This is a genomic window from Rhodococcus sp. WB1, assembly GCF_001700945.1.
Classification (GTDB): domain Bacteria; phylum Actinomycetota; class Actinomycetes; order Mycobacteriales; family Mycobacteriaceae; genus Rhodococcus; species Rhodococcus aetherivorans.
Genome location: NZ_CP015529.1, coordinates 4,569,980 through 4,586,270 on the forward strand (window position 1 = coordinate 4,569,980; position 16,291 = coordinate 4,586,270).

Genomic DNA, 16,291 nt, shown 5'->3' on the forward strand with positions numbered 1-16,291 from the left:
CACCAAGAGAAGGACACCCACCACATGAGCACCATCCGCGTCGGCTCCGCTCCCGACTCCTGGGGCGTCTGGTTCCCGGACGACCCGCAGCAGACGCCCTACACCCGTTTCCTCGACGAGGTGGCGGCGGCCGGCTACCGGTGGATCGAACTCGGCCCCTACGGCTACCTGCCCACCGAGCCGCAGCAGCTCACCGACGAGCTCGCGGCCCGCGACCTGAAGCTCTCTGCCGGCACGGTGTTCGAGCACCTCCACCAGGACGACTCCTGGGACGCGGTGTGGTCCCAGATCGAGGACGTCGCCCAGCTCACCGCCGCGGTGGGCGGCACCCACGTCGTGGTGATCCCGGAGATGTGGCGGCATCCCGCGACCGGCGAGGTGCTCGAGGACCGCAACCTGACGCCGGAGCAGTGGCGCAAGAAGACCGGCGGCATGAACGAGCTCGGCAAGGCCATGTTCGAGAAGTACGGCGTGCGTGCCCAGTACCATCCGCACGCCGACAGCCACGTCGACACGGAAGAGAACGTCTACCGGTTCCTCGACGGCACCGATCCCGAGTTCGTCAACCTGTGCCTCGACACCGGTCACATCAGCTACTGCGGCGGCGACAACCTGGCGATCATCGCCAAGCACCCCGACCGGATCGGCTACCTGCACCTCAAGCAGGTCGATCCCGAGGTCCGCGCCAAGGTCGAGGCCGAGGACCTGCCGTTCGGCGAAGCCGTGCGCCTCGGCGCGATGACCGAACCGCCACGCGGCATCCCGGACATGCCGCCCCTGCTCGAGGCGGTCGAGCAGCTCGGGATCGACGTGTTCGCCATCGTCGAGCAGGACATGTACCCCTGCCCGGTCGACGCCCCGCTGCCGATCGCACAGCGTACCCGAAAGTACCTGGGGTCCTGCGGGATTCCAGCCGTCCGCTTCGTCTGAGTACGTCAGGAGCCACCGAGAATGTCCGACAACACCGATCTCCGCATCGCCGTGCTCGGCGTCGGCATGATGGGCGCCGACCACGTCGCCCGCATCACCGACCGCATCAGCGGCGCGCGCGTCACCGTGATCAACGATTACCTCACCGAGAAGGCCGAGCAGGTCGCCGCCACCGTGCCCGGCGCCCGCGTCGTCGCCGATCCGCTCGACGCGATCGCCGCCGACGACGTGGATGCCGTCGTGCTCGCCACCCCGGGACCCACGCACGAGAAGCAGCTGCTCGCCTGCCTCGACGCCGGCAAGCCCGTCATGTGCGAGAAGCCCCTGACCACCGACGCCGCGACGTCCCTCGAGATCGTCAAGCGCGAGGCCCAGCTCGGCAGGACGCTGATCCAGGTCGGGTTCATGCGCCGGTTCGACGCGGAGTACGAACAGCTCAAGGCCGCCCTCGTCGCGGGCGAGCTGGGGCAGCCGCTCGTGATGCACTGCGCGCACCGCAACCCTGCGGTCCCGCCGTACTTCGACAGCGCGATGATCGTCAAGGATTCGATCGTGCACGAGGTCGACGTCACCCGGTTCCTGTTCGCCGAGGAGATCACCTCCGTGCAGATCATCAGGCCGACGGCCAACACGCTCTCCGGCTCCGATCTGCAGGATCCGCAGATCGCCATCTTCACCACCGAGACCGGCCGCCACGTCGACGTCGAGGCGTTCGTCACCACCGGCCTGGCGTACGAGGTGCGCACCGAGGTCGTCGGCGAGCTCGGCTCCGCGATGATCGGCCTGGACGTGGGACTGGTCCGCAAGACCCGCCCCGGCGTCTGGGGCGGCACCATCACGCCGGACTTCCGGGTGCGTTTCGGTGCCGCCTACGACGCCGAGATCCAGCGCTGGGTGCACGCGGTACGGTCGGGCGCCGAGACCGGCAGCTACGTCGACGGTCCCGGCGCCTGGGACGGCTACGCCGCCGCGGCGGTGTGCGAGGCCGGCGTCCGTTCGCTCGAGACCGGTGAGCGGGTCGCCGTGGACATGGTGGACCGCGCGTCCGTCCCGGGAGCGTGACCGCCGTGAAGATCGCACTGGATCCCACCCCGTTCCACCACTCCCACTCGCTGCTCGAGCTGCCCGGGGTCGTCGCCGAACTCGGCTACGAATACCTGCAACTGACCCCGCACGTGGACATGATCCCGTTCTTCAACCATCCGAAGGCGGACGACGCGCTGGTGGCCAAGTTCCGCAAGGCGTGCGCCGACGCGGGCGTCGGCATCGCCTCCGTGCTCCCCGTGCTGCGCTGGTCCGGTCCGGACGAGGATGCGCGTGAAGCCGCGGTGCGGTACTGGAAGCGCGCCATCCAGATCACGGTCGACCTGGGTGTGAACGTGATGAACACCGAATTCTCGGGCCGGCCGGAGAAGGCCGAGGAGTCCGAGCGGGCGTTCTACCGGTCGATGGAGGAACTCGTCCCGATCATCGAACGCGAGGGCATCGACGTCCGGATCGACCCGCACCCGGACGACTTCGTGGAGGACGGACTGGCCGCCATCCGGATGATCCGCGGTATCAATTCGAAGAACTTCGGACTGGTGTACGTCGCCTGCCACACCTATCACATGGGCGGCAACATGCTGGAGATCATGCGGACCGCCGGCGACATGCTCCGCCTGGTGCACGTCGCGGACACGATGGACCATCACGCCTCGCACGGCCTTCGCTACATCACCAATCCCCCCGGCAACGCGGTCCGTGTCCACCAGCACCTGAAGATCGGCGACGGCGACGTCGACTGGGACGAGTTCTTCGGGGGCCTCGCCGAGATCGGTTTCTACGACCGTGACGACACCGTGATGGAGGGAAGAGTCTGCAGATGTAATCCGAGCGGTTTAGCACGTGCTAATCCGTAGTGACGACCCTCACACATAGCCCCGGTATATGTCAAGACATATGCCCATATTCATCACCCGCGCGCACAGGACAGGCCGCCGGCGCGCCCCTCGTCGCGGGGATGCGTCGGCGGCCTGTCGAAGCGCGGGGACCACTCCACCGCCCGAACGGGCGCGGAGAAGCGCCACGACGGCCGGACCGGCGGCACCGGAGGGAAACCGGCTACGAAACGAGGTTGGCTGCAGCCCATTTCATATGGGAACGCACGGCGGCGGCCGCTTCGTCGGAGTCGCCGGTTTCGATGGCGTCGACGATGGCGCTGTGCCGTCCGACGTCCATGTTGCCGACAGCCTTTTCCAGGCCGGCGAACATGATGGACATGCGGATCGACCCTTCGAGGGACTGCCACGAGTGCATCAGTGTCTCGTTGCCGGTCAGACGGCAGAGGATGCGGTGGAAGTTCAGATCCGCCTCGATGCGCGCATCGAGATCGTGCTCGGCACGCGCCATGATGTCGAGCGCCGCGCGCAGGGCCGGGACCACGGTGGAGCGGTCGGGAAGCTCGGCGAGCTCCCGGACCGCGAGGGCTTCGAGGGCCGCGCGGACGGCGAAGATGTCGCGGATCTCCTTGGCGTCGAGGTGGCGCACGTAGAGCCGGCCCCGGGCGCCGGCGGAGATCAGGCCTTCCTGCTGGAGCTGGCGCATGGCCTCGCGCAAGGTGCCGCGGCTGATCTGGAGCATCTCGGACAGCTCGGTTTCGACGAGCGGGCTGCTGGGGGCGAGGGCGCCGCTGGTGATCGCGCTGCGCAGAGCCGCGACGGCCTGCTGGCGCAAACTGGTCTTCTCCAGTCCGAGCAGCGCGGCAGGTTGTGCGGCCATTGATGCCTCCAGGCGGTGTCAGCGGGCGACTGTCGACAGCAGTCTGTCGACAATGATACGGGCCCGCGCCGGCGGCGGCGCGGGCCCGTCCACACTGCGTCAGCTCAGCTCAGCTCGTCCAGGACGCGGGCGACGATGCGGTCGGTGCTCAGGCCGTAACGATCGTGCAGCGTCGGCAGGGCACCGGCGTCGAGGAAGCGGTCGGGCAGCGCGATCGGGGTGATCTTCCGGCCCAGGCCCGCCTCGGCGGCGGCAGCGGCCACCGTTTCGAACAGCCCTCCGACGACCGTGTGATTCTCGAGGGTGACCACGAGGCGGTCCGTGTCGATCTCGGCGAGCACGGTGGCGGCGTCGAACGGTTTGATCGTCGGGGTGTGGACCACGGCGACATCGACGTTGTGCCGGGACAGCTCCTGCGCCGCCTGCAGTGCCCGCATGGTCATCAGGCCGCTGGCGACGAAGACCACGTCGTTGCCGTCGCGCAGCACCTTGGCCTTGCCGAGCTCGAAGGTGTAGTCGTACTCGTCGAGGACGGTGGCGACCTTGCCGCGCAGCAATCGCAGATAGGTCGGCCCCTCGCAGGCGGCCAGTTGTGGTACCGCCTGCTCGATGTCGACCGAGTCGCACGGGTCGACGATCGTCAGGTTGGGCATGCCCCGGAAGATGGCGATGTCCTCGGTGGCCTGGTGGCTCGGGCCGTAGCCGGTGGTCAGGCCGGGCAGGCCGCCGACGATGTTGACGTTGAGGTTCGGTTCGGCGATGTCCAGGCACAGGAAGTCGTAGGCGCGACGGGCGGCGAACACCGAGTAGGTCGAGGCGAACGGCACCAGTCCGGTTTCGGCCATGCCGGCGGCGGCGCCGAGCAGCAGCTGCTCGGCCATGCCCATCTGGAAGAAGCGGTCCGGGAACGCCTCGGCGAAGATGTGCATGTCGGTGTACTTGGCCAGATCCGCGGACAGTCCGACGATCTTGTCGTTCTCCCGTGCCGCCGCGACCAGTGCGTGGCCGAACGGCGCGGCGGTCGTCTTCTGGCCGGGGTCGACGAAGGAGGCGATCATCGCCGACGTCTTGAGCTTGGGGGCGGTGGTGGTCATCGAGCATCCTCGAGGTCGTATCCGGCGGTCAACTGGTCGCGGCAGATCTGCCATTCGTGCTCGTCGATGCGCATGAAGTGGGCCTTCTCCCTGGTCTCCAGCAACGGCACGCCCTTGCCGACTCGCGTGTCGCACAGGACGACCGCCGGCGCGCCGCGCACGGCGGCACCGGCCGCGGCCTCGTCGAAGGCGCCGAGCAGGGCGCCGGTGTCGTTGCCGTCGACGCGGTAGGTGCGCCAGCCGCAGGCGGTCCACTTGTCGTGCACGGGTTCGGTGCTCAGTACCCCGGCGGTCGGGCCGTCGGCCTGCAGGGCGTTGATGTCGACCATCGCGATCAGGTTGCCGAGCTGGTGGTGGTGCGCGCTCATCGCCGCTTCCCAGGTCGAACCTTCGTCGAGCTCACCGTCGGACAGGAAGTTGAACACCCGTGCCTGCGAGTCCTGGTGGCGCAGACCCAGGGCCATTCCCACGGCGATGGGGAGACCGTGCCCGAGCGAGCCTCCGGAGATCTCCATGCCGGGGGTGTAGGTCGACATACCCGACATCGGGAGGCGGGAATCGTCCGAGCCGTACGTCAGCAGTTCGTCGCGGGGAACGATCCCGGCCTCGGCGAGCGCTGCGTACAGGCCGATGGCGTAGTGGCCGGTCGAGAGCAGGAACCGGTCGCGGCCGGCCCAGTCCGGGTCGTCGGCACGGAACCGGAGGTGCTCCGCGTAGACGGTGGCCAGGATGTCGGCCGCGCCGAGGGCCTGTCCGACGTAGCCCTGGCCCTGTTCCTGGCCCATGTCGAGCACATTGTGCCTGAGACGGTAGGCGAACTCGTCGACGGCGGCGAGGCGGCGGTCGCGATGGACGGCGCCGGCGTGCGCAGTGGTGGTCACAGCAGTTCCTTTTCCTTGGTGCTCGATGCCGTCCCGGACCGGTGGCGCAGCGTTGCGCCGCCGGGGCCGGAGGCGTGTTCTTCTGAGCGGGTGGCCTCGTCGGCGAGGCGACGTTCGGCCGCACCCCAGGTCTCCCGGGTGAGCAGGGCGGTGATCAAGCCGATCAGCCCGAAGGCACTGAACAGCAGGGCCGGGCCGACCCAGCCGAGAGAGACGTAGAGCAGGGTGGTGACGAACGGGGTGAAGCCGGAGACCATGGCCGAGATCTGGTAGGCCAGGGAGGCGCCCGACGCGCGCCGCGCCGCCTGGAACAATTCGGGGAACCAGGCACCCTGGGCGCCGGCGAGGGCGTTCTGGCACACCGCGTAGGCGATGACGATCGTGGCGACGATCAGGACGAACAGGCCGGTGTTGACCAGCAGGAACATCGGCACGCCGAACAGGGCGGCGAAGGCGCACACGCCCAGGTACACCGGGCGCCGCCCGATGCGGTCCGTCAGGGCGGCCCAGGCGAAGGTGGCGACGATGCCGATCGCGGAGGCGACGCACAGCGCCAGGAGCGTTTCGGATTTTCCGGCCAGGTCGTTGGTGTGCAGGTAGGAGATCATGTAGGTGATCGAGACGGCGTATCCGGCGGTTTCGGCGACCCGCAGCCCGATGCCGCGCAGGATGTCGCCCCAGTCCTTCCTGATCGACTCGAGCACCGGGGACGCGGCGATCTCGCCGCTGTCCTTGACGTCTTCGAAGACCGGCGACTCGGGCACCTTGGACCGGATGATCAGGCCCACGGCAACCAGGACGATGCTGGCGAGGAACGGTACGCGCCACGCCCAGTCACCGTCGAGGTGCACGCTGAAAAGAAAGACGAGATTCGCCAGCAGCAGTCCGACCGGGAAGCCGGCCTGGACGATGCCGGTGTAGCGGCCCTTGGCCTTCCAGGGGGCGTGTTCGTAGCTCATCAGGATCGCCCCGCCCCACTCGGCGCCGAAGGCCAGACCCTGGACGATCCGCACCGTCACCAGCAGGGCCGGGGCGACGAGTCCGACCTGGGTGTAGGTCGGTAGCAGGCCGATCGCGAACGTGGCCAGGCCCATGACGATGAGGGAGGCGACCAGGACGGGCTTGCGCCCGATCCTGTCCCCGAGGTGTCCGCCGAGGATGCCGCCGAGGGGCCTGGCCGCGAATCCGACACCGAGGGTGGCGAAGGCGGCGAGGGTACCGATGACCGGATCGCCGCTGGGAAAGAAGGCGGTACCGAAGTACAGGGCAGCGGCGGTGCCGAAGCCGATGAAGTCGTAGGTCTCGATGACCGCCCCTACCGAGGAGCCGATCGCGACGCGTTTCGCGTCTTTCGTGCCGTGGACGGGACCACGCATCCGGAGAGCATCGGTGCTCATGAACATCTCCTCTTCGAACCGGGAGGACCGGTGGGGATCGGGCAGTGGATGTCGACTGTCAACAGTGTGCACCGAGTGTGACCGCCGCCACCAGCCCCTGTCAACCGTCAATCTTCGACCGTTGACTGTTGACAGTGAATCGTTCTACCGTGGTCCCCATCACCCCGCTTCCTCGAAGGAGTTCTCGTGGTCCACGACCGGCTCGGCTGCTCGTCGATCAGCTTCCGTCACCTCGGGCTGAGCGACGCGCTCTCCACCATCGCCGAACTCGGGTTCGCCGAAATCGATCTCGGAGCCCTGCCGGGAGTGTGCGACCACGTCCCCTTCGGGCTCGACACCGCCGGCGTCGAACAGGTGACCAAGGAGGTGGCCGCGTCGGGCCTGCGCGTGCGCAGCGTCAACGGCGACATCGGCGACCTCAACCTGCCCCTGACCCCGGCACAGCGCGACGAGCGGAGACGTCACCTCGATCGGCTGCTCACCCTCACCGCCGGTGTCGGGGCCCGGGCGCTGGTCCTGCCGTGCGGAGCCCTCGACCACACCCCGGTCCGGTCATTGGACGAGGACCTCGATGCCGTTGCCGCCCAATTGGAGTGGGCAGCCGACACGGCCCACACGTTCGGCGTGGCCCTGTGGACCGAGTCGTTGCACGTGTACCGGTTGTGCTGCGACACCGCACGTGCCACGCAACTGACCGCCCGACTCTCCCCCGAGATCGGGATCGTGATGGACTTCAGCCACATCGTCGCTTCCGGCGGCGACCCGGTCGGCTTCGTCGACCTGTTCGGCCATCGCATCACCCATGTGCACCTGCGCGACGCCGTCCCGGGGAACATCAATCTCGGCATCGGCAACGGCGCCGCCGATTTCGCCGCCGGCATCGACGCCCTCACCGCCTTCGGATACGCGGGCCACTTCAGCCTCGAACTCGAAACCCGCGACATCACCGACGCGCAGCGCCCCGCCGGCACCGCGGAGGCGGCCCGCCTCATCTCCCCCCTCATTCCCTGACCCAGCCATCAACAGCCATCGAGGAGAAACCCATGTCTTCCACCCAGCGCACCGCCGTCGTCACCGGCGCCACCTCCGAGCGCGGCATCGGCATCGCCACCGCCCGCCGCTACGCCGAAGACGGCTGGGCCGTCGTCGTCCTCGACCTGGACGGTGAAAAGTCCGCCAAGGTCGCCGCGGAGATCGGCAGCGACTACTCCGTCCCGGCGTTCGGCCACGACATCGACGTCGCCGACGAGGCCTCCGTCCAGCGCGCGCACGACGCCGTCGCCGCCGAAGTCGCCGCAGGAACCCTCCCGCCCGTCGGGGCCCTCGCCAACATCGCGGGCATCACGTCACCGGTGCCGTTCCTCGACACCACCCTCGAACTGTGGAACAAGGTCATGGCCGTCAACGCCACCGGCACCTACCTGGTGACCCGCGCCTTCCTGCCGGCGATGATCGACAACGGCTGGGGCCGGATCGTCAACATGTCGTCCGTCTCCGCCCAGCGCGGCGGCGGCGTCTTCGGCAAGGTCCCCTACTCCTCCGCCAAGGCCGCCGTCCTCGGCTTCACCAAGTCCCTCGCCCGCGAACTCGGAGACACCGGAGTGACCGTCAACGCCGTCACCCCCGGAGCGGTCGACACCGGCATCCGGGTGGGCAGCACCCCCGAGCAGGAAGCCGCCATCTGCCGCGACATCCCGCTCGGCCGCACCGCCGGCACCCGCGAAGTGGCCTCGGTCATCACGTTCCTCTCCTCCGAGGACGCCGCATACCTCACCGGCACCACCGTCGACATCAACGGCGGCAGCCACATGCACTGACCGCCGGGATCCGTGCCCGGACAGGTTCACAACTACCGACAGACACGGCCCCGCACCTCCTCACCGCGCACGCGGCAGGGAGACCGTGCACTCACACGACAGTGCGGTGTCGACTCGCACCCACCGACGACCATGAGCACACCGCCCGCCCGCGCCTCCGCGGAACTCGCCGTGCCGTCCCGCGACGAGCGGGAGGACTGGACCGCCCGCGCCGACTGCCGGTTCGTCGAGCCGTCCGTGTTCTTCGGCCCGGACGACGAGCCACGCGGTGCCCGCCTACGACGGGAACGCACCGCGAAACAGATCTGCCACACCTGCCCGGTCCGAATCCCGTGCCGTGCTTATGCACTCGACAGCCGGCAGAGGTACGGCGTCTGGGGCGGCACCACCGAAGCGGAACGCCGAGCCCGGCACCCCGCCCTCCCGGCAGCCGTCCCGCCGGAACCGAGGTGACACGATCACCTCTTTCACCCGTGAACCGGTGACACCGAACCCGTGTCACCGGTTCACGAGTCCGCCACCGCCCACGAAGGATCTCGGTCACGCGGCGGAATGCCGTGGCGGCGAGTGAAACCCGGCACGCCACGGGCCGCGATCCCGGCCACGGCGAGGTTCAGCTCGCCAGGAACTCCAGCAGCACCTTGTTCACGGCCTCCGGCTGCTCGAGGTAGCCGTAGTGCCCGGCGTCCGGGATCTCCTGGTAGCTCGCGCCGGGGATCGCGTCGGCGACCTCCCGCGACAGGTACGCCGGGATCATCCGGTCGTCGGCGAAACCGACGGCCAGGCACGGCACCCGCACCGCCCGGTAGGCCGCGCGACGGTCGAACTCGCGGTCCATTCCCAGCTGCGCCCGCACGCCCGGCGACGTCTTGCCGCCGGTGAACTCGAACACGTCGAGCCAGTCCCGCGCGGTGTGCGGGTCGGCCAGCGACGCCGGCGACAGGTTCATCACGGCCGTGACCGCCGCTCGGTACTTCGGGGGCAGCTCGACACGGCTGTCGTACAGCTGCCGCTCGCCCTCGGTCAGGGTGAGCTGGAACTGGTCCATGCGCGCGTGCCCGGCCAGGAACACCGCCTTGCGCACCAGGTCCGGGCGCGCCAGCGTCAGCTCCTGTGCGACACGCGCGCCCATCGAGGTGCCCACCACGTACGCGGGACCGCCGAGCAGCTCGATCAGTCCGGCGGTGTCGGCCACCAGGTCGTCGATGGTCATGCCGCCGAGGCTCTCCCCCGACGGCGCGATGCCGCGGTTGTCGAAGGTGGCGACGCGGTAGCCGGCCTGGACCAGCGCGGGGACCTGGTGCAGGTCCCAGACCCGGCCGGGGCTGCCCGTCCCCATGATCAGCACGACGAGGTCGCCGGTCCCCTTGACCTGGTAGTTCAGCGGGATGCCGTTGATTGTCGCGATGGGCATGAAAACCTTCCTGAGGTGGGTGGCACGGGTGCGGCCGTACGGCCGCACGGGCACAACGGACCGATCCACACTACCCTGCACCGCAGGTCGCGGCCCTGGCAGCACATCTCAGCCGCCGGCCTGCCAGGCCCGCCACAGCCGCGCATAGCGGCCCCCGGCGGCGACGAGCGCCGCGTGCGGTCCCTCCTCGACGACCCGGCCCGCCTCGAGCACGACGACCCGGTCCGCCGCCGCGGCCTGCGTCAGCCGATGCGCCACGACCAGGGCGGTGCGTCCCCGCGTCACGACGGCCGCGGCCGCTTCGAGGGCCCGTGCGCCCGCGCTGCCGGCCTCCGCGGTCGCCTCGTCGAGCACCACCACCGGTGGATCGGCGATCAGCACCCGCGCCAGCGCGAGCTGCTGGGCCTGGGCCGCGGTCAGGGGATGTCCGCCCTCGCCGACGACCGTGTGCAGGCCGTCGCCGAGCGCGCGGACCCACTCGCCGGCCCCGACCGCGTCGAGTGCCGCTTCCACCTCGTCCGCGGTGGCGCCGGGCCTGGCCAGCCGCACGTCGTCGAGCAATGGCCCGGCGAACACGTGCACCTCCTGGCTGACGATCACGACGCTGCGACGCAGCCGCGGTCCGAGTTCGCCGAGCGACCGGCCGTCGATACGGACCTCCCCCGAGGCGGGCGTGACGACGCCGGCCGCGGCCGCGGCGACCGTCGACTTCCCGGCGCCGGTCGACCCGACCAGGGCCACCGTCTCCCCCGGCCCGACCTTCAGGTCCACGCCGTGCAGGACCTCCGGCCCGTGCAGGTACCGGTGCCGCACCCCGGCCAGTTCCAGCGCCGGCGGACCGTCGCGTCGGACGTCGCGCGGAGCGTCGCGCTCCGGCGGCTGCGCCGGGAGCTCGGCGACGCCCACGAGGCGGGCCAGGCTGGCGCCCGCGGACTGGACGTCGTCGAAGGTGAAGAGCAGGAGCCCGAGCGGCGAGAACAGGCGGTGGAACAGCAGTGCCGCCGCGGTGGCCTCGCCGACGGTCACCGCATCCGCCCGCACCAGCACGAACCCGGCGACGAGAAGCGCCGAGAGACCGACGAATTCGGCCCGGTTGGCGCGGCCCGCGAACCGGGTGAACAGGCCGAACACGCCGACGGTGAGGTCGCGGGCGCGGCCCGACGCGGCGTCGATGCCGGACAGGTGGGCCGGGTCGAGCCCGTAGGCGCGGACGGTGCGCACACCGTGCATGCTGCTGACGAGTGCCTGCGACCGTTCTCCCATCGCCACCCGCTCCGCGGCGTACAGCGGCGCCGACCGGGGCAGGTACCAGCGCAGGGCGAGCGCATACAGCGGCAGCGCGACGAGCCCGGCGAGCCCGAGCCGCCAGTCGATCCCGACCATGGCCGCGACGCTGACCACCACCAGCATCAGCGCCGCCACCAGCTGCGGCACCACCGAGACCAGCGCCTTTGCCAGCACCGCGACGTCGTCGCCGACACGGGAGAGGACGTCGCCGTGCCCGGCACGTTCGACGGTCTCGGTGGGCAGGCGCAGCACCCGCGCCAGGACCGTCTCGCGCAGCCGGGCCAGCACCGTCTCGCCCAGTCGCGCAACGAGGTGCAGGCCGGCGCCGTCGAGCACCCCGCCGACGACCGCCGCGGCTGCGATCAGCGCGACGACCCACCCGAGCGTGGCCATCGGCGCCTGTTCGCGCACCCGGTCGACGAGGATGCCGAGGACGCGCACCGGCACCACGGAGGCCACCGCGGCCCCGACGGACACCGCCACGGTGAGCGCGACCCGGCCCGGCGCGGCGCGCAGCTGCGCCCCCAGCCAGCGCCACGACCGTCCGGCGGAGGCGATCGGCAACAGCTCGGACTCGTGCGTCGTCATCGCAGCACCGCCGCCCGGTAGGTGGGGTGTGTGGCGGCCAGTTCGGCGTGGGTGCCGGCGGCGACAATCCTGCCGTCGTCGACCACGACCACGCGGTCGGCGACGGCGAGCAGCGCCGGGCTCGAGGTGATGACGACGGTCGTGTGCTCGCCCCCGTCGTGCCGGACGCGCGCGATCCCCTCCGCGACGGCCTGCTCGGTGACGGCGTCGACGGCGGTGGTCGGCTCGTGCAGCACCAGTACCGGGGCGCGCCGCGCCAGCGCCCGCGCCAGCGCCACCCGCTGTCGCTGCCCGCCGGACAGGCTGCTGCCGCGGTCGACGATCCGCTGGTCGAGACCGTCGGGGTGGGTGTCGGCGACCTGCCCGGCGGCGGAGGCGCGGAGCACCTCCGGGGGTATGCCCCCGGACGGGTCGCACATGCCCGCGGTGATGTTGCCGGCGAGCGTGCCGGCGAACAGGTCGCTGTGGTGCGGTTCGGCGAGGACGGTCCGGCGTGCGGCGACGGGGTCGAGCGCGCCGAGCGGGACTCCCCCGACGGTCAGCTCGCCGCGGACGTCCTCCGGCGGCACCTGCCCGGACAGCACGTCGGCGAGGGCCTCCGCGTCCTGCGGCCGGTGGGCGAGGACACCGAGCAGTTCCCCCGGCGCGACGGTCAGGTCCATCCCGCGCAGCGACCGGTAGCCGAGTCCGCGCAACACGAGGCGGCCGTCCGACGGTGTCCCGGTTCCGGCCGGCAGCAGCGGCGGCGCGTGCAGCACCAGCGACAGCCGGTCGGCGGAGGCGCGGGACGCGGCCCACGACGACGGCAGGGCGGCGAGCGTCCCGAGGGGTTCGACGACGAACTGGGCCAGGCCCACGACGGTGATGAGCTCGCCGACCGAGATCCGGCCGGCGAGCGCGGCCCAGCCCGCGACGCCCGCGACCGCGACGGACAGCAGCGCGCTCACCGCCGCCGAGGTGCCGGTGTAGACGCCGGCGGCGCGGGTCGCGCGGAGCGTCGCGGCGAGCGCGTCCGCGCTGGCCTCCCGGTAGCGGCGGGCGGCGGCCGGCTCGGCACCGAGGCCCCGCAGCGGTCGGAGCCCCGTGACGAGATCGGTCGCCAGGCCCGACGCCCGCGCCACCGCCTCCTGCTGTGCGGTCATCCGCCGGGTCAGCAGCGGGGTGGCGCGGTCGAGCGCGACGAGGATCGCAGGCGTGCCCAGCAGCACCAGCAGACCGAGGGGGACGTCGACGAGCAGCAGCGCCACCGCGGCCCCGGCCACCGCGGTGATCGCCGCGGCGGTGGCGGGCACCACGTGCAGGATCTGCGCGGCCCGCCCGGCGTCGGTGGTCGCCACCGCCAGGAGTTCCCCGATGCGCAGGGAGGTGCGCACCCCGCGCGGATCGAGGATCCGGCGCGCCACCGTGACCCGCAGCCGGTGCGACTCGGCCTCGATCGCCGCGACGAGCCGGCGCGCGCCGAAACGCCACGAGTAGGTGAGCACGACGAACAACGCGGCCAGGCCCGCGAGGGCGACGACCAGCGTCGGGACGTCGCCGCTGGTGACCGGTCCGTCGATGATCGCCCCGATCGCGACGGGGACGAGGGTCTCCATGACTTGGTGCAGCGAGACCAGCGCGGTGCCGATCGCCAGCGCGACCCGCTGGTTCGCAATCGTGTGCCGCAGCAGCCGCAGACCCGGCTCCTTCCCCTGATCGATCCGGCGAGCACCGTCGCTGCTCATGCCTCCCACCACACGAAACTCTCCGTTCCCCGTCCCCGCTCCCAGAAGTGAGCCAACCCTAACTCGTGGAGCGGCTGGCGTCGGAGTCGCCGGTTCTCATAGAGTCGCACTACGAATGACCTGCTCGAACGGAGCAGCCAGCCCGGGAGGAACCACCATGGCCGCGGACGCCACCACCGAGAACGACATCCCCGACGAGGAACTCGAACCCGTCGCGGACGAGACGGCCCGTCAGGCACAGCGTGTCGTCGCTGCCTACGCGGAGGATGCGGACGAATGCCGCATGCTGCTGTCCATGCTCGGCATCGGGCCGAACCCGAAGACGGACTGAGCGGATACCGGCGAACAAGGACAGAGGAGCACCACGTGGCTGCAGGTGAGGAGTCGATGCACGTGGGTGGTTCGGACTTCGTGGTCGTCGCGAACCGCCTGCCCGTCGACCTCGAGCGTCTTCCGGACGGCTCGACCCGATGGAAGCGCAGCCCGGGTGGCCTCGTCACCGCGCTCGAGCCGATCCTGCGCAACAACCGCGGAGCGTGGGTCGGCTGGGCCGGTGTCGCCGACGCCGAGCTCGACCCGATCGTCGAGGACGGCCTCGAGCTGCATCCGGTGCCGCTGAGCGGGCAGGAGATCGCCGACTACTACGAGGGCTTCTCCAATGCGACGCTGTGGCCGCTGTACCACGACGTCATCGTCCGGCCGGAGTACCGGCGGGAGTGGTGGAACACCTACGTCGAGGTCAACCGCCGGTTCGCGGAGGCGACCGCGAAGGCGGCGGCACAGGGCGCGACGGTGTGGGTGCAGGACTACCAGCTGCAACTGGTGCCGAAGATGCTGCGGATGCTGCGGCCGGATCTGACCATCGGCTTCTTCCTGCACATTCCGTTCCCTCCGGTGGAGCTGTTCATGCAGATGCCGTGGCGGACCGAGATCGTCGAGGGCCTGCTCGGCGCCGATCTGATCGGCTTCCATCTGCCCGGCGGTGCCCAGAACTTCCTGTACCTCGCGCGCCGGCTGGCCGGTCATCAGACCTCCCGCGGCACCGTGGGTGTGCGCTCGAAGCTCGGGGTGGTGCAGGTCGGGTTCCGGGCGGTGCGCGTCGGTGCGTTCCCCATCTCCATCGACTCCGGGCAGCTCGACGAGCGGGCCCGCCGCAAGTCGATCCGCGACCGCGCCAAGCAGATCCGCAAGGAGCTCGGCAACCCGAAGCACATCATGCTCGGCGTCGACCGGCTCGACTACACCAAGGGCATCGACGTCCGGCTCGACGCGCTGCTCGAGCTGATCGCCGAGGGCCGGGTGGATCCGGCCGAGACGGTGATGGTGCAGCTGGCCACCCCCAGCCGCGAGCGCGTCGAGTCGTACGTGCAGATGCGCGGCGCCATCGAACAGACGGTCAGCCGGATCAACGGCGAGTACGCCGAGGTGGGCCGGCCCGTGGTGCACTACATCCACCGGCCCATTCCGCGCGACGAGCTGATCGCGTTCTTCGTCGCGGCCGACGTCATGCTGGTGACGCCGCTGCGCGACGGCATGAACCTCGTCGCCAAGGAGTACGTGGCCTGCCGCAGCGACCTCGGCGGCGCCCTCGTCCTGAGCGAATTCACCGGGGCGGCAGCGGAACTGCGCCAGGCATTCCTGTGCAATCCGCACGACCTCGAGGACGTCAAGGACAAGATGGAGGCCGCGCTGAACCAGTCCCGCGAGGACGGTCGGCGGCACATGCGGGCACTGCGCCGGCAGGTCCTCGCCCACGACGTGGACCGGTGGGCGCGCTCCTTCCTCGACGCACTCGCGCATCAGGGCGCGGCCGGTCCGGCGCTGATCGCGCCGGCGGAGGTCGGCGAGCCCGAGTGACAAGCACACCGGACCGCGAAGCCTACGGTGTCCGGTCGTCGTCCGAGCGCAACGTCGAGGAGGCGACGACCGGGACGCCGGCACCACGCATGCCCACGCCCGCCGATTCCCTCGACGTGCTGCTCGTCGAGGACGACGCCGGGGACGAGCTGATCATCCGGGAGTCGTTCGAGGCCAACGAGATCGGCAGCACGCTGCACGTGGTGCGGGACGGCGCGGAGGCTCTCGACTTCCTGTACCGGCGCGGGGCCCACGCCGGCGCCGTGCGGCCGGCGCTGGTGCTGCTCGATCTGAACCTGCCGAAGTACGACGGGTGGCAGGTGCTCGAGGCGGTCAAGGCCGATCCCGACCTGGCGTCCATCCCCGTCGTCGTGCTGACGACGTCCACCGCCGAGGAGGACGTGGTGCGCAGCTACCGGTTGCGGGCCAACGCCTACGTCTCCAAGTCGGTGGACTTCGACCGGTTCGTCGCCACCGTGCGGCACATCGACCGGTTCTTCGTGCACATGGTGCGCCTGCCCGGCCGCTGACCGTCCGCCCGG

Annotated in this window: 16 protein-coding genes; 9 read left to right on the top strand and 7 right to left on the bottom strand. The window is 70.6% G+C overall.

What is annotated here, in order from left to right; translation table 11 throughout:
* Positions 1 to 24: 24 nt before the first annotated feature.
* Genes A4U64_RS20400 through A4U64_RS20410 form a run of 3 tightly spaced genes read left to right on the top strand, consistent with a single transcriptional unit; the run spans position 25 to position 2,831 of the window.
* Positions 25 to 930 carry a sugar phosphate isomerase/epimerase family protein gene (locus tag A4U64_RS20400; RefSeq protein ID WP_065923030.1) on the top strand — a complete coding sequence of 302 codons (906 nt, stop codon included), beginning with the start codon at positions 25 to 27 and terminating at the stop codon, positions 928 to 930.
* Positions 931 to 951: 21 nt separating this feature from the next.
* A complete protein-coding gene (locus A4U64_RS20405; protein WP_065923031.1) occupies positions 952 to 1,992 on the top strand; it encodes a Gfo/Idh/MocA family protein in 1,041 nt (346 codons plus the stop codon).
* A 5-nt stretch (positions 1,993 to 1,997) separates the two neighbouring features.
* Positions 1,998 to 2,831, top strand: coding sequence for a sugar phosphate isomerase/epimerase family protein (locus A4U64_RS20410; RefSeq protein WP_065923541.1), 834 nt, complete (start codon positions 1,998 to 2,000; stop codon positions 2,829 to 2,831).
* A gap of 202 nt (positions 2,832 to 3,033) precedes the next feature.
* On the opposite strand, the gene A4U64_RS20415 is transcribed toward A4U64_RS20410, so the two are convergent.
* The 4 genes from A4U64_RS20415 to A4U64_RS20430 form a co-directional block, all read right to left on the bottom strand.
* Positions 3,034 to 3,690 (bottom strand): GntR family transcriptional regulator, encoded by a 657-nt coding sequence (locus tag A4U64_RS20415; protein ID WP_065923032.1) that lies wholly within the window; start codon positions 3,688 to 3,690, stop codon positions 3,034 to 3,036.
* 104 nt (positions 3,691 to 3,794) lie between these two features.
* The gene (locus A4U64_RS20420) at positions 3,795 to 4,784 is read right to left on the bottom strand and encodes a transketolase family protein (protein WP_065923033.1); all 990 of its coding nucleotides are present in this window, start codon (positions 4,782 to 4,784) and stop codon (positions 3,795 to 3,797) included.
* A complete protein-coding gene (locus A4U64_RS20425) occupies positions 4,781 to 5,665 on the bottom strand; it encodes a transketolase (protein WP_006937900.1) in 885 nt (294 codons plus the stop codon). The genes A4U64_RS20420 and A4U64_RS20425 overlap by 4 nt, the downstream gene beginning before the upstream one ends.
* Complete coding sequence (locus A4U64_RS20430) at positions 5,662 to 7,062, bottom strand: MFS transporter (RefSeq protein WP_065923542.1); 1,401 nt, start codon at positions 7,060 to 7,062, stop codon at positions 5,662 to 5,664. The genes A4U64_RS20425 and A4U64_RS20430 overlap by 4 nt, the downstream gene beginning before the upstream one ends.
* 186 nt (positions 7,063 to 7,248) lie before the next feature.
* Here A4U64_RS20430 and A4U64_RS20435 point away from each other — a divergent pair, with 186 nt between their 5' ends.
* From A4U64_RS20435 to A4U64_RS20445, 3 genes are all read left to right on the top strand, one after another.
* Positions 7,249 to 8,073 (top strand): sugar phosphate isomerase/epimerase family protein, encoded by an 825-nt coding sequence (locus tag A4U64_RS20435; protein WP_050034588.1) that lies wholly within the window; start codon positions 7,249 to 7,251, stop codon positions 8,071 to 8,073.
* 32 nt (positions 8,074 to 8,105) lie between these two features.
* The gene (locus A4U64_RS20440) at positions 8,106 to 8,879 is read left to right on the top strand and encodes an SDR family NAD(P)-dependent oxidoreductase (protein ID WP_006937897.1); all 774 of its coding nucleotides are present in this window, start codon (positions 8,106 to 8,108) and stop codon (positions 8,877 to 8,879) included.
* Between the two features lie 132 nt (positions 8,880 to 9,011).
* Positions 9,012 to 9,332, top strand: a complete 321-nt coding sequence (locus A4U64_RS20445; protein WP_081636978.1) for a WhiB family transcriptional regulator — start codon at positions 9,012 to 9,014, stop codon at positions 9,330 to 9,332.
* 160 nt (positions 9,333 to 9,492) lie between these two features.
* Here A4U64_RS20445 and A4U64_RS20450 read toward each other — a convergent pair whose 3' ends face one another.
* The 3 genes from A4U64_RS20450 to A4U64_RS20460 form a co-directional block, all read right to left on the bottom strand.
* Positions 9,493 to 10,293: an alpha/beta fold hydrolase gene (locus A4U64_RS20450; RefSeq protein WP_006937895.1), complete on the bottom strand. Its 801-nt coding sequence runs from the start codon at positions 10,291 to 10,293 to the stop codon at positions 9,493 to 9,495.
* Between the two features lie 108 nt (positions 10,294 to 10,401).
* Positions 10,402 to 12,168 (bottom strand): ABC transporter ATP-binding protein, encoded by a 1,767-nt coding sequence (locus tag A4U64_RS20455; RefSeq protein WP_065923034.1) that lies wholly within the window; start codon positions 12,166 to 12,168, stop codon positions 10,402 to 10,404.
* Complete coding sequence (locus tag A4U64_RS20460; protein WP_051359166.1) at positions 12,165 to 13,892, bottom strand: ABC transporter transmembrane domain-containing protein; 1,728 nt, start codon at positions 13,890 to 13,892, stop codon at positions 12,165 to 12,167. Before A4U64_RS20460 ends, A4U64_RS20455 begins: the two co-directional genes overlap by 4 nt.
* 157 nt (positions 13,893 to 14,049) lie before the next feature.
* On the opposite strand from A4U64_RS20460, the gene A4U64_RS28590 reads away from it, so the two are divergent.
* From A4U64_RS28590 to A4U64_RS20470, 3 genes are read left to right on the top strand one after another with little or no spacing between them, the layout of a single operon-like run.
* The gene (locus A4U64_RS28590) at positions 14,050 to 14,223 is read left to right on the top strand and encodes a hypothetical protein (protein WP_006937887.1); all 174 of its coding nucleotides are present in this window, start codon (positions 14,050 to 14,052) and stop codon (positions 14,221 to 14,223) included.
* A gap of 56 nt (positions 14,224 to 14,279) precedes the next feature.
* Positions 14,280 to 15,749, top strand: a complete 1,470-nt coding sequence (locus tag A4U64_RS20465) for an alpha,alpha-trehalose-phosphate synthase (UDP-forming) (protein ID WP_164528090.1) — start codon at positions 14,280 to 14,282, stop codon at positions 15,747 to 15,749.
* Positions 15,746 to 16,279: a response regulator gene (locus tag A4U64_RS20470; protein WP_102800445.1), complete on the top strand. Its 534-nt coding sequence runs from the start codon at positions 15,746 to 15,748 to the stop codon at positions 16,277 to 16,279. Before A4U64_RS20465 ends, A4U64_RS20470 begins: the two co-directional genes overlap by 4 nt.
* The last annotated feature ends 12 nt before the right edge of the window (positions 16,280 to 16,291 follow it).